Below are 12,977 nucleotides of genomic sequence, written 5' to 3'. Positions count from 1 at the left end.
CCATGAACGTGCTTTCAGCGGTCGAGACAAAGGAACTGGTGGCCACCGAGACGGCGGACGAGCTCTGGTACAAGGACGCCATCATCTACCAGCTCCACGTCAAGGCCTTCGCCGACAGCAACAATGACGGCATCGGCGATTTCGCGGGGCTGACCGAGAAGCTCGGCTATCTGCAGGATCTCGGCGTCACCACGCTGTGGTTGTTGCCATTCTATCCGTCCCCGGGGCGTGATGACGGCTACGACATCGCCGACTATGGCGACATCAATCCCGATTTCGGAACGATGAAGGACTTCAAGCGCTTCATCCATGAAGCCAAGAAGCGCGGCCTTCGTGTCATCACCGAGCTCGTCGTCAACCACACCTCTGACCAGCACGCCTGGTTCAAGCGCGCGCGCCGCAGCCATCCCGGCTCGAGCGCACGCAACTGGTATGTCTGGAGCGACACCGACCAGAAATACCAGGGCACGCGGATCATCTTCACCGATACCGAGAAGTCGAACTGGACCTGGGACCCCGAAGCGGGCCAGTTCTACTGGCACCGCTTCTTCTCGCACCAGCCGGACCTGAACTTCGACAACCCGCGCGTGGTGCGCGCCATCGTGCAGGTGATGAAGCGCTGGCTCGACACCGGCGTCGACGGTTTCCGGCTCGACGCCATTCCCTATCTCTGCGAGCGCGAAGGCACCAACAACGAGAACCTGCCCGAGACTCACGCCATCATCAAACTGCTGCGGCGCGAGCTCGACACCTACGCCAAGGGCAAGATCCTGCTCGCCGAAGCCAATCAATGGCCGGAGGACGTGCAGGAATATTTCGGCCGGGAAGACGAATGCCACATGGCGTATCATTTCCCGCTGATGCCGCGCATCTACATGGCGATCGCGCAGGAGGACCGCTTTCCGATCACCGACATCCTGCGGCAGACGCCCGACATCCCGGCCAGTTGCCAATGGGCGCTGTTCCTCCGCAACCATGACGAGCTGACGCTGGAAATGGTCACCGATGTCGAGCGCGACTATCTGTGGTCGACCTATGCCAACGATCCCCGCGCCCGCATCAATGTCGGCATTCGCCGCCGCCTCGCGCCATTGATGGACAATGACCGGCGCAAGATCGAATTGATGAACTCGCTCCTGCTCTCGTTCCCGGGCACGCCGATCATCTATTACGGCGACGAGATCGGGATGGGCGACAACATCTATCTCGGCGACCGCAACGGCGTCCGCACGCCGATGCAATGGAGCCCGGACCGCAATGGCGGCTTCTCCCGCGCCGACCCGGCGCGGCTCTACGCACCCATGATCATGGACCCCGTCTACGGCTACGAGGCCGTGAACGTGGAAGCGCAGTCGCGCAGCCTGTCGTCGCTGCTCAGCGCCACCAAACGCCTGATCGCGGTGCGCAAGTCGACGCTGGCCTTCGGCCGCGGCTCCATGACCTTCATCCGCCCCGAGAACCGCTCGGTGCTCGCCTATGTCAGGCAGTATCAGGACGAGGTTATTCTCTGCGTCGCCAATTTGTCGCGCTCGGCGCAGGCGACCGAGCTCGACCTTTCCGCCTTCAAGGGACGCATTCCCCTGGAGATGCTCGGCCGAACGCGTTTCCCGACGATCGGCGAACTGCCCTACATGGTCACGCTCGCGCCGTATGGCTTCTACTGGTTCCAGCTCCAGGAGCCGGACAAGTCCATCGCCATCCCGCGGCGCGCGGTGCCGGAATTCGAGACGCTGGTCGTGCCGCTGAACTCGACCTGGGTGTCGCTGGCGCGTGCCCGCGGTGTGTTCGAGCGCGACGTGCTGCCGGGCCACCTGTCGCGGGCGCGCTGGTATCCGGAGAGTTTGTCGAAGGCAATCCAGCCGCAGCTCGTCTCCGCGATTCCCTTCTGCGATATCGGCGACAACCGCCCCTGGCTCGCTTTCTTCGAGACGACTCGGCGCGGCGCCACCTCACGCTACGTGCTGCCGATCCGGATCGAATGGGTGCGCTTCGACCGCGAGCGCTACAATCCGCGCGCCCTAGCCGCGGTACGGCAAGGCGCGCGCGAGGGCACGCTGCTCGATGTTGCGACCGACGAGATCTTCATCGCGCTGTTGCTCCGCAATCTGGCGCAGTCGCTGACGGTCGAGGACGAGGAGCTCGGCATCGCGCTGCGCCTCGAATTCCGCCCGACCAGCCGCTTCACGGACAAGCCGATCAAACAGCCCCAGCGCATCCGCGCGGTGGAGACCGAGCAGTCCAATAGCACGGCGCTGGTCGACGAGGATTACGTCGTCAAAATCTACCGCAAGCTCGAGCCCGGCATCAATCCGGAGATCGAGATGGGACGCTTCCTCACCGACGTCGCGGGCTTCGCCAACACGCCGGCGCTGCTCGGCACGGTCGAGCTCGTCGAGGGTGAGAAGCACAGTGCGATCGGCATCGTTCACGCCTTTGTCACCAACCAGGGCGAGGCATGGACCGTCACATCAGCCTATCTCGACCGCTTCGTCGAGGAGCAGCGGCTGCTCGCGACCAATCATGAGACGAAGCAAAGCGAACAGCAGATCTCCTATCTGCGCTACATGGCGCAGACGGGAAAACGGGTCGCCGAACTGCACATTGCGCTGGCGAGCAACCGCGACCTGCCCGAGTTCGTGCCGGAGCCGACCAGGCCGGAAGACGTGCAGCGCTGGATCGACGACATCCTGGCCCGTGCCGATCGCGTTTTCGAGACACTGACGCAGCGACGGGATACGCTGAAAGAGGCCGATCGCCCGCTGGTGGCTCAGTTTCTGGCGCAGCAGGATAGCTTGCCGGCCCGGCTGAAGGCGCTGCTGCCCGGAGACATCGACGGCCTAAACATCCGCCATCACGGCGACTTCCATCTCGGCCAGATGCTGATCGTCAAGGACGACATCTTCATCATCGATTTCGAGGGCGAGCCGCGGCGGAGCATCGCTGAGCGGCGGCGCAAGGCGCCGGCGGCGCGCGATGTCGCCGGGCTAGTCCGCTCGATCGACTACTCCGTCACCGCTGCGCTCGATAGGGCGCTCAAGGTCGCACCCGACGAACAAAGCAAGCTCGCGCTGGCGCTCGCCGACTGGCGGGATCGGGCTACCGCGACGTTCCTGGCCGTCTATCGCGAGACCATGGCGGGCCAGCCCTTGTGGCCGGCCGATCCGGAAGCCGCGGAGCGGATGCTCAACTTCTTCCTGCTTGAGAAAGCATTCTACGAGATCGAATATGAGCTGGCGCACCGGCCCGACTGGCTGCGCGTCCCGCTGACCGGGATGCTCCGTATCCTGGCGCAACAACCGCATGAGCCGCAATGACCAGATTGCCTGCTGAAGCCTACGCGATCATCGAGGGCCGCCATTCCGACCCCTTCCGCTATCTCGGGCTCCACTCCGAGGGCGACCAGAGCGTGGTGCGCGCCTTCCTGCCGGAAGCCTCCAATGTCGAGGCGATCGGCGAGCATGGCGAAACCGCGCCGCTCGCGCGCATTCATGATGCTGGCCTGTTCGCCGGCGCGCTGCCGAACGGCTCGCGCCGATACCAGCTCCGCGCCCGCTTCGGCGACCATGTCGTCGATCTCGACGACCCCTATCGCTTCCCGCCGGTGTTGAGCGACTTCGATCTCTATTTGCTCGGCGAAGGCACCCACCAGCGCATCTACGACAAGCTCGGTGCGCATCCGATGACGCTCGACGGCGTGGAGGGCGTCGCCTTCGTGGTGCTGGCGCCGAACGCGCGGCGGGTCAGCGTGGTCGGCGATTTCAACTTCTGGGATGCGCGGCGGCATCCGATGCGGGTCCGCGGCCCTGGCTATTGGGAATTGTTCATCCCGCATGCCCGCGCCGGCGACCACTACAAATTCGACATCATCGGCCCCAATGGCCAACATCTGCCGCTGAAGTCCGATCCGGTGGCATTCGGCGCCGAGCTGCGCCCGAAGACCGCCTCGATCGTGGTCGACCTCGACCACATTCCGCATCCGCAGGCAGCGCCACCAGGCATCAACGGCATTGGCGCGCCGATCTCGATCTACGAGGTCCATCTCGGCTCATGGCGCCGCAAAGGCAACAATGAGTGGCTGACCTATCGCGAGCTCGCCGAGCAGCTTCCGGCCTATGCGCGCGACATGGGCTTCACCCATCTCGAATTCCTTCCCGTCAGCGAGCATCCATTCGACGGCTCCTGGGGCTATCAGCCGACCGGCCTGTTCGCGCCGACCAGCCGGTTCGGCTCGCCGGCCGACTTCGCTGCGCTCGTCGATGCCTGTCATCGCGAAGGGTTAGGGGTGCTGCTCGACTGGGTGCCCGGACACTTCCCGGACGATCCGCACGGCCTCGGCCATTTCGACGGCACCGCGCTCTATGAGCACGCCAACCCGCTGCAGGGTCGCCATCTCGACTGGGGCACGCTGATCTACAATTACGGGCGCACCGAGGTGACCAATTTCCTGGTCTCGAACGCGCTGTTCTGGCTCGACCGCTATGGCATCGACGGACTGCGCGTCGATGCGGTCGCCTCCATGCTCTATCTCGATTACAGCCGTCCGCCGGGCGGCTGGATCCCGAACAAATATGGTGGCCGCGAGAATTTGGAGGCGATCGACTTTCTGCGCCGCTTCAACACCGAACTGTTCGGGCGCTTTCCGCAGGCGACGACCGCGGCGGAAGAATCGACCGCCTGGCCGCAGGTGTCGCGCCCGGTCGAATTCGGCGGGCTCGGCTTCGGCTACAAGTGGAACATGGGCTGGATGCACGACACCTTGCGCTACATCGGCAAGGAGCCTGTCCACCGCAAGTATCACCACGGCGACATCCTGTTCGGCCTGCACTACGCCTTTTCCGAGAACTTCATCCTGCCGCTCTCGCATGACGAGGTCGTGCACGGCAAACGCTCGATCCTGGGCCGCATGCCCGGCGACGACTGGCAGCGCTTCGCGAATTTGCGCGCCTATTACAGCTTCATGTTCGGCCATCCCGGCAAGAAGCTGTTGTTCATGGGCTGCGAGTTCGGCCAGGAGCGCGAGTGGGCTCACGAACATTCACTCGACTGGCATCTGCTCGCGCAACCGAAATATGCCGGCGTGCAGGCGCTGATCCGCGATCTCAACCGGCTCTATCGCGCGCTCCCCGCGCTGCATGAACTGGATTGCGATCCGGCCGGCTTCGAATGGGTCATCACCGATGACGCCGACCACAACGTGTTCGCCTGGATCCGCAAGGGCAACAGCGCGCGTTCGCGCTGCCTGGTGGTGGTCAACTTCTCGCCGAACGTCTATCACGATTATCGCATTCGTGTTCCCTTTGCCGGGAAATGGCGCGAGGTGCTGAATTCGGATTCCTCCCACTATGGCGGCAGCAATGTCGGCAATATCGGTGAGGTGGTCACGCATGAAGGCATTGTGCCCGAGCTCAGCCTGACCATTCCGCCGCTGGCTGCGATCTTCCTCGTACCTGAAAGCTGACGTATGCGACTGACTGGGGGAACGTCGTCCCGGCTGGGCGCCAGTTGGGACGGAAGGGGTACCAATTTTGCGTTGTTCTCCGCGAATGCGGAGAAGGTCGAGCTGTGCCTGTTCGACAGCCAGGGCCGGCGCGAGCTCGAACGCATCGAACTCCCGGAGCGCACCGAGGACGTCTGGCACGGCTATCTCAACGACGTCTCGCCGGGCCAGCTCTACGGCTATCGCGTCTACGGCCCCTACGCGCCGGAGCGCGGCCACCGGTTCAACGCCAACAAGCTCCTGCTCGATCCCTATGCCAAGCGGCTCGCGGGGCGGCTGGTGTGGAGCGATGCACATTTCGCCTACCGCACCGGCAGCGCGCGCGAGGACCTTTCCTTTGACCGGCGCGACAATGCCCGCGGCATGCCGAAGGCGGTCGTGGTCGATGAGACCTTCAACTGGGGCCGCCGCGAAATCCGTCCCCACATCCCCTGGGAAGACACGATCATCTACGAGGCTCATGTCAAGGGACTGACGCAGAAGCGCGAGGACGTCGCGCCGAACCTGCGCGGCACCTATGGCGGACTGTCCTCGCCCGCGATGATCAATCATCTGAGGCGGCTCGGCGTCACCACGATCGAACTGTTGCCGATCCACGGCCTGATCGACGACCGCATCCTGGTCGAGAAGAAGCTCGCCAATTATTGGGGCTACAACACGCTCGCCTTCTTCGCGCCGGAGCCGCGCTACGCGCAGGACAATGCGCTCGATTCCTTCCGCACCACTGTGGCGCGACTGCACGATGCCGGCATCGAGGTGATGCTCGACGTCGTCTACAACCACACCGCCGAGGGCAACCATATGGGCCCGACGCTGTCGTTCCGCGGCATCGACAACGCCTCCTATTACTGGCTGAAGCCGGACAATCCGCGCTACTATGACGACTTCACCGGCTGCGGCAATTCGGTCAGGCTCACCCATCCGCGCGTGCTGCAGATGGTGATGGACTCGCTGCGCTACTGGGTCGAGGTGTGCCACGTCGACGGCTTCCGCTTCGATCTCGCGACCACGCTGGCGCGCGTACCGAACGGCTATGACCGCGCCGCGTCCTTCCTCACCGCGGTCAGGCAGGATCCGGTGCTCTCCACCGTCAAGCTCGTCGCCGAACCCTGGGACCTCGGCCTTGGCGGCTACCAGGTCGGCGCGTTCCCCTCGCAATGGTCGGAATGGAACGACCGCTATCGCAGCGCGATGCGGCGCTATTGGAGCGGCGAAGGCAGCCTGATCGGCGAAGTCTCACGCCGCATGACGGCCTCATCGGACCTGTTCAATCACGACAATCGCGCGACGCGCGCTAGCGTCAATCACATCACCGTGCATGACGGCTTCACGCTGATGGACCTCTTCAGCTACAACCAGAAGCACAATGAAGCCAATGGCGAGGACAATCGCGACGGCTCCAACGACAATCACAGCAACAATTGCGGCGTCGAGGGTCCGACCGACGATCCCGACATCATCGCGCTGCGCCGCCAGTTGCGGAAGAACCAGCTCGCCTGCCTGCTATTGGCGCAGGGCACGCCGCTCTTGCTCGCCGGCGACGAGGTCGGCAATTCGCAGGATGGCAACAACAATGCGTACTGCCAGGACAACGAGGTCGGCTGGGTCAATTGGGACAATTTCGGCGACGAGGTCGAGGACTTCACCGATTTCGTCGGCCATTTGACCGAGCTGCGCCGCAAGTTCGCCCAGCTTCGCTCGCAGCGCTGGCTGGATGGCCGCCGCGCCGACGGCTCCTACGGCGTGCTGTGGCTGACGCCGGCGGCGGAAGAGATGAAGGAGTCCGACTGGAATTTCCCGGAAGGGCGTTTTCTCTCTTATGTGCTCGGACCGATGGAACAAGGGCAGGCGCCGATCTTTATTGTGCTGAATGCCGCACCGGAAGAGATCGCGTTCAAGATGCCTGTGATGCCCGAGTACAGGAACTGGCGCCAGGTGCTCAACACCACCGAGAACAAGCAGATGCCCGTTGATTTCGCGTCGGGCGCCGACATCAAGGCGCCTTCCCGCTCGGTGCTCGCCTTTGCGGGCTCGGCATGAATGAGCGGCATTTCGGTCCCCTGCTGACGAAGGACGGCGCGCTGTTCCGCCTGTGGGCGCCGGCGGCCAAGCGCGTCGACGTGCTGCTCGACAAGCCGCATGCGCTGAGCCGCGGCGACGATGGCTGGTTCAAGGTCGAAATCCCTGGAGTCGCCGCTGGCGCGCGCTACAAGTTTCGCATCGATGATGAGGTCGACGTCCCCGACCCGGCTTCCGCGTTCCAGCCCGACGACGTCTTCGGCCCGAGCGAGGTGATCGATCACGACGCTTTCCAATGGCGCGCCACCGACTGGCGCGGGCGGCCGTGGCATGAGGCGGTTGTCCTCGAAGCGCATGTCGGCACCTTCACACCCGAAGGCACCTATCGCGCGATCATCGACAGGCTCGACCATCTCGTGGAGAGCGGCATCACCGAGCTCGAATTGATGCCGCTCGCCGATTTCGCAGGAACACGCAACTGGGGCTATGACGGCGTCCTGTGGTACGCGCCCGACAGCGCCTATGGCCGGCCGGAGGATTTGAAGGCGCTGATCGACGCCGCCCATCAGCGCGGGCTGATGGTGATGCTTGATGTCGTCTACAACCATTTCGGCCCCGAAGGAAATTATCTCGGCCGCTACGCGCCCAGCTTCTTCACCGACGCGCACACGCCCTGGGGCAGCGCCATCGATTATCGCGTCAAGCAAGTGCGCGACTTCGCGATCGGGAACGCGGTGCATTGGCTGCGTGACTACCGCTTCGACGGCCTGCGGCTCGACGCCGTCAACACCATCGTGGAAACAGGCGAAATTCCGATCCTGCATGATCTCAGCATCGCTGTCGGCAGGCTTGCGGCGGAGGCCGGCCGGCACATCAACCTGGTGCTCGAGAACAGCGACAATCGTGCGAGCCTGCTCGATGCTACCGAAGACCCGCCGCGCGGCAAATATCGCGGGCAGTGGAACGACGACTATCATCACGTCTGGCACGTGATGCTGACCGGGGAGGCGCAAGGCTATTACGGCGACTACCAGCGCTCGCCGCGTGACGATCTCGCCCGCGCGCTCTCGTCCGGCTACGTCTACCAGGGAGAGGTCTCGACGTTCTGGGGCGGCATCCGCCGCGGCGAGCCGAGCGGCGCGCTGTCGCCGACCTCTTTCGTCAACTTCCTGCAGAACCACGACCAGATCGGCAATCGCCCCTTCGGCGACCGTCTCGAGAGCTTCGCCGATCCAAAAGCCATCGAGGCCGCGCTGGCGATCACGCTGCTGGCGCCGATGACGCCGATGCTGTTCATGGGCGAGGAATGGGGCTCGAAGGCGCCGTTTCCGTTCTTCTGCGATTTCCACGGCGATCTCGCCAACGCCGTCCGCAAGGGCCGGCGTGAGGAATATGCCTGGGCCTATGCCAAATATGGCGACGAGGTTCCCGATCCGCTGCAGCAATCGACCTTTCAGTCGGCCGTGCTGGATTGGACGGAGCGCGACCGCGAGCCGGGACGGACACGGCTGGCGCTGGTCAGGAGCCTGCTTGCGATGCGCCGCCGCGAAATCATGCCACGGCTTGCCGGCGCCAGCTTCGGCGACGCGCAGGCGGAGGCCGACCTGCTGACGGCGCATTGGCGCATGGGCGACGGCAGGCAACTGTCGCTGACCGCCAATCTCGGCAACCGAGAGATTGCAACGCCAAAAGACCGGCCCACGGGAACTTTGATCTGGGGCAGCGCGTTGGGCGATAACATCCCCGCTTGGTCGGTGTGCTGGCACATCGGATAGAAGAATGCCCCCCGCGATTCCGATCGCGACCTATCGGTTGCAGCTCACCGCCGATTTCGACTTCGATGCCGCCGCCGAAGTCGTGCCTTATCTGAAGGCGCTCGGCATCACGCATCTTTATGCCTCGCCCTTCATGAAGGCGCGCAAGGGTTCGACCCACGGCTATGACATCGTCGATCACACCAAGTTCAATCCGGAACTCGGCGGCGAAGCCGGTTTCGAGCGCTTAAATGCGGCGCTCAAGCAGCACGATATCGGGCTGATCCTGGACTTCGTGCCCAATCATGTTGGCGTGCATTTCGACGACAATCCCTGGTGGCTCGACGTGCTCGAGTGGGGCCCCACCTCGCCGCACGCCGCCTCCTTCGACATCGACTGGGAGCAATTGCCCTACCGCGCCCGCGGCGGCGTGCTGCTGCCGATCCTAGGTTCGTCCTATGGGCAAGCGCTGGAGCGCGGCGAGATCGAGCTGCGCTACGATGCCGGCGAGGGCAGCTTCTCCGCCTGGTATTTCGAGCACCGCCTGCCGATCGCACCCGAGCGCTATGGCGAGGTGCTGCGAACGATCGTGCGCGAGGCTGACGCCGCCGAGAGCGATGCCGGCAAGGGCATCCTCGCGCTGGCGTCGCGCTACACGGGACTGCGGCATCCCAATCGGAAGGAAGCCCCGGGGTTCAAGGCGGAACTGACGGCAATCGCAGATGCCGCCGAGATCATCGCGCGCGGGCTATCGGCCTACCGCGCCGGCGAGGGCCGCCCGGCGCAAACGCTCGCGCTGCATCATCTGCTCGAACGCCAGCACTACAAGCTCGGCCATTGGCGGCTCGCCTCCAGCGACATCAACTATCGCCGTTTCTTCGACATCAACAATCTCGCCGGCATCCGCGTCGAGGATGCCGCCACATTCGAGGCGATCCACCTGCTCGTGCAGCGATTGATCGCCGAAGGCAAGCTGCAGGGATTGCGGCTCGATCATATCGACGGCTTGTGTGATCCCGCGCAATATTGCCAGCGGCTGCGCCGCCTGATCCGCCATGCGCAAGGCGGCGGCAGGCCGTTCTATCTTGTGATCGAAAAGATCCTCGGCGAGCATGAGAAGCTGCCCGCGCTTGCCGGCGTTCACGGCACCACCGGCTATGAATGGATGAACGCGATCGCCCAAGTCCTGGTCGACGGCAAGGGCCTGGCGCCGCTCGACGAGATCTGGCGGCAGATCAGCAACCGCTCGCCGAGGCTCGCGCCGGTGCTGAAAGAAGCTAAGCGCCGCGTGCTCGAGACGCTGCTCACCAGCGAGTTCACGGTGCTGTGGCGGCTGCTCGCGCGGATCGCGAACGGCCACTACTCGACGCGCGATTTTTCCGCCGACAGCCTGCGGCAGGCGCTCGAGCTCTATGTGCTGCACTTCCCGGTCTATCGCACTTATCTCACTGCCTCCGGCCCGACGCCGCATGATCGAGCCTTGATCGCCCACACGATCGAGCGGGCGCGCGGCGACTGGTTCGCCGCCGACGAAGGCATTTTCGATTTCCTCCAGGACGCGCTGACCATGGACCTGATCGAGCCCGGCCGCGCCACTCACAGCGCGCCGCGCGTCCGCCGCTTTGCGCAGAAGGTGCAGCAATTCACCGGTCCGATGATGGCAAAGTCATTGGAGGACACCACCTTCTACCGCTATCATCGCCTGCTCGCGCTGAACGAAGTCGGCGGCGATCCGGCCGCGAAAGCGCTGTCGGTCGACGCATTTCACCAGATGATGCAGAGGCGCGCCAATGAAGGGCCACACGGCATAACCGCGACCGCGACCCACGACACCAAGCGCGGCGAGGATGCTCGTGCCCGCATCCTGGCGCTGGCTGAAATTCCCGGTGAGTGGACCAGCGCGGTATCGCGCTGGAAAGTCCTCAACGCGCCGCACCTTGTGGTCGAAGGCGAATTTCGCGCACCATCGGCGACATCGGAATACATGCTCTACCAGGCAATGCTCGGCGCATGGCAACCTGATGATCCCCGCTTCCTCGAGCGCATGCAGGCCTATGCGCTGAAAGCGTCGCGCGAAGGCAAGCAGGAGACGAGCTGGCTCAATCCGCATGAGGTCTATGAGGCCGGGGTCAAGACGTTCCTCGAGCGTATCCTGGACCGTTCCCGCTCGGCCGACTTCCTGAACGCGCTGGAAGCCCTGGCACGGCGGGTGTCGCTATTGGGCGCGCTGAATTCGCTGAGCCAGCTCACGCTGAAGGCGACGCTTCCCGGCGTGCCGGACTTCTACCAGGGCACCGAGTTCTGGGATTTTTCCCTCGTCGATCCTGACAATCGCCGTCCGGTCGACTTCGCCGCGCGCACATCCGCGCTTGCCGTGTTGGAAGAGCCGGACTGGGCGCAGCTTGTCCAGCAATGGCCCGACGGTCGGTTGAAGCTCGCCTGGACCCGGCACCTGCTGCGGCTTCGCAGCGAATTCCCCGACGTGTTCACGCAAGGCAACTATCTGCCGCTGGAGACGAGTGGAGCACACCGCGATCACATCATCGCCTTTGCGCGACAATGGGAACGGGATGCAGTCATCGTCGCCGTTGCAAAGTCCTTCGCGCCTTTCACCGAAGTCGGCCGTGTCTGGCCGAAAGCAGAGGCTTTCGACGGCGCGGTCACGATTAAAGGTTATGTCACCGACGCCGGCGAGAACGAGCTGCAGCTCTCCACGCTCTTCAGGCATATGCCTGTTGCCGTCCTCAAGGCGAAAGTCGCCGCCGTCTTAAAGCCAACCCGAAAGCGCGTCCGCGCCTGAATAAGGGACGCCACCTCTCCCGCAAGCGGGAGAGGGAGCGCAGCGTTCACTGCGGATACGCCGCGCTTCAATTGCGTTTGGTCAGCAGCAGACGGCCCCGATTGCGGATCGCGGTTTGCGCGACTTCGGCAAAGCGTTGCAGCAGCCAGGGTAATGTCACTTCCACATTGACATTATCTTCGTTGACATCGACGTGACCGGTTGCGGCCTGTCCGAGCGCGCGCACGCGAAAGACCATGCGATTGTCCTCCCAGCGCTCCTCATCGACCTTGAGCACCGGCACGCTGTTCGCAGCGCGCGAGAGTCCCGTCTTCAGGCGACGCATGGCTTCCTCGCGGCCAAGGCTATGCGGAATCGAAACGACCAATGGAGCAGACATTGCAAAATTCCTCCTCTGATCAACTGCATGTAGTGCCACGTCAGCTAAACAGAAGGCCGATACGTGCGGCGGGAGAGCCGGAACCTTCATGAATTAGGTTCGTTTTCCTCAAGAAGGGCAGAAGCGGCAACCAGGCCCTCCGGGCTGAGGAGAGACTTATATGTCAATTGGAACGATCATACTCATCATTCTGATCATCCTGCTGCTGGGCGGCTTCAGCGGCGTAGGCGGCGGGCCGTTCTATGGCACCGGCTACTACGGCGGCGGCGGGCTCGGACTCGTGATCGTCATCCTGCTGATCCTGCTATTGCTCGGGAGGATCTGACGCTGTTTCTCCGCTGTCATGACCCGCGAAAGCGGGTGATCCAGTATTCCGGAGACGTCGATGCATAAGCCGAGAGGCCGCCGCATACTGGATGCCCCGCCTTCGCGGGGCATGACGACGGTGGCTGCAGGGTAGGCAAAGCGCAGCGTGCCCGCCATCCACACTCCGCAAGAAATGGTGGGCACGCTGCGCTTTGCCCACCT

Annotated in this window: 7 protein-coding genes; 6 read left to right on the top strand and 1 reads right to left on the bottom strand. The window is 63.8% G+C overall.

Going from position 1 to position 12,977, the window contains the following annotated elements:
• The first annotated feature begins 2 nt into the window (after nt 1-2).
• The 5 genes from treS to treY are packed head-to-tail and all read left to right on the top strand — an operon-like array spanning nt 3 to nt 12,070.
• A complete protein-coding gene (treS, locus tag YY7_RS0130645; RefSeq protein WP_028166566.1) occupies nt 3-3,314 on the top strand; it encodes a maltose alpha-D-glucosyltransferase in 3,312 nt (1,103 codons plus the stop codon).
• On the top strand, nt 3,311-5,458 hold the full coding sequence (gene glgB / locus YY7_RS0130640) for a 1,4-alpha-glucan branching protein GlgB (RefSeq protein ID WP_028166565.1): 2,148 nt from the start codon (nt 3,311-3,313) through the stop codon (nt 5,456-5,458). The genes treS and glgB overlap by 4 nt, the downstream gene beginning before the upstream one ends.
• Before the next feature lie 3 nt (nt 5,459-5,461).
• Complete coding sequence (gene glgX / locus YY7_RS0130635; protein ID WP_028166564.1) at nt 5,462-7,537, top strand: glycogen debranching protein GlgX; 2,076 nt, start codon at nt 5,462-5,464, stop codon at nt 7,535-7,537.
• Nucleotides 7,534-9,291: a malto-oligosyltrehalose trehalohydrolase gene (gene treZ / locus YY7_RS0130630; RefSeq protein WP_028166563.1), complete on the top strand. Its 1,758-nt coding sequence runs from the start codon at nt 7,534-7,536 to the stop codon at nt 9,289-9,291. The genes glgX and treZ overlap by 4 nt, the downstream gene beginning before the upstream one ends.
• 4 nt (nt 9,292-9,295) lie before the next feature.
• The gene (gene treY, locus YY7_RS0130625; RefSeq protein ID WP_028166562.1) at nt 9,296-12,070 is read left to right on the top strand and encodes a malto-oligosyltrehalose synthase; all 2,775 of its coding nucleotides are present in this window, start codon (nt 9,296-9,298) and stop codon (nt 12,068-12,070) included.
• 67 nt (nt 12,071-12,137) lie between these two features.
• Here the strand turns inward: treY and YY7_RS0130620 are convergent, their stop codons facing one another.
• On the bottom strand, nt 12,138-12,449 hold the full coding sequence (locus YY7_RS0130620) for a polyhydroxyalkanoic acid system family protein (RefSeq protein WP_028166561.1): 312 nt from the start codon (nt 12,447-12,449) through the stop codon (nt 12,138-12,140).
• A 160-nt stretch (nt 12,450-12,609) separates the two neighbouring features.
• Here YY7_RS0130620 and YY7_RS58640 point away from each other — a divergent pair, with 160 nt between their 5' ends.
• Entirely contained in the window at nt 12,610-12,774 is a 165-nt protein-coding gene (locus YY7_RS58640; RefSeq protein WP_080663914.1) for a DUF3309 family protein, read from the top strand.
• The last annotated feature ends 203 nt before the right edge of the window (nt 12,775-12,977 follow it).

The organism is Bradyrhizobium elkanii WSM2783 (genome assembly GCF_000472865.1).
Lineage (GTDB): Bacteria > Pseudomonadota > Alphaproteobacteria > Rhizobiales > Xanthobacteraceae > Bradyrhizobium > Bradyrhizobium elkanii_A.
The sequence above is the reverse complement of the archived record's forward strand: the minus strand, read 5'-3'. Positions and strand labels throughout refer to the sequence as shown.

Coding starts and splice junctions, on each gene's coding strand:
- glgB (WP_028166565.1), top strand. CDS start 3,311: ATGACCAGATTGCCTGCTGAAGCCTACGCGATCATCGAGGGCCGCCAT.
- YY7_RS0130620 (WP_028166561.1), bottom strand. CDS start 12,449: ATGTCTGCTCCATTGGTCGTTTCGATTCCGCATAGCCTTGGCCGCGAG.
- treZ (WP_028166563.1), top strand. CDS start 7,534: ATGAATGAGCGGCATTTCGGTCCCCTGCTGACGAAGGACGGCGCGCTG.
- treS (WP_028166566.1), top strand. CDS start 3: ATGAACGTGCTTTCAGCGGTCGAGACAAAGGAACTGGTGGCCACCGAG.
- treY (WP_028166562.1), top strand. CDS start 9,296: ATGCCCCCCGCGATTCCGATCGCGACCTATCGGTTGCAGCTCACCGCC.
- glgX (WP_028166564.1), top strand. CDS start 5,462: ATGCGACTGACTGGGGGAACGTCGTCCCGGCTGGGCGCCAGTTGGGAC.
- YY7_RS58640 (WP_080663914.1), top strand. CDS start 12,610: ATGTCAATTGGAACGATCATACTCATCATTCTGATCATCCTGCTGCTG.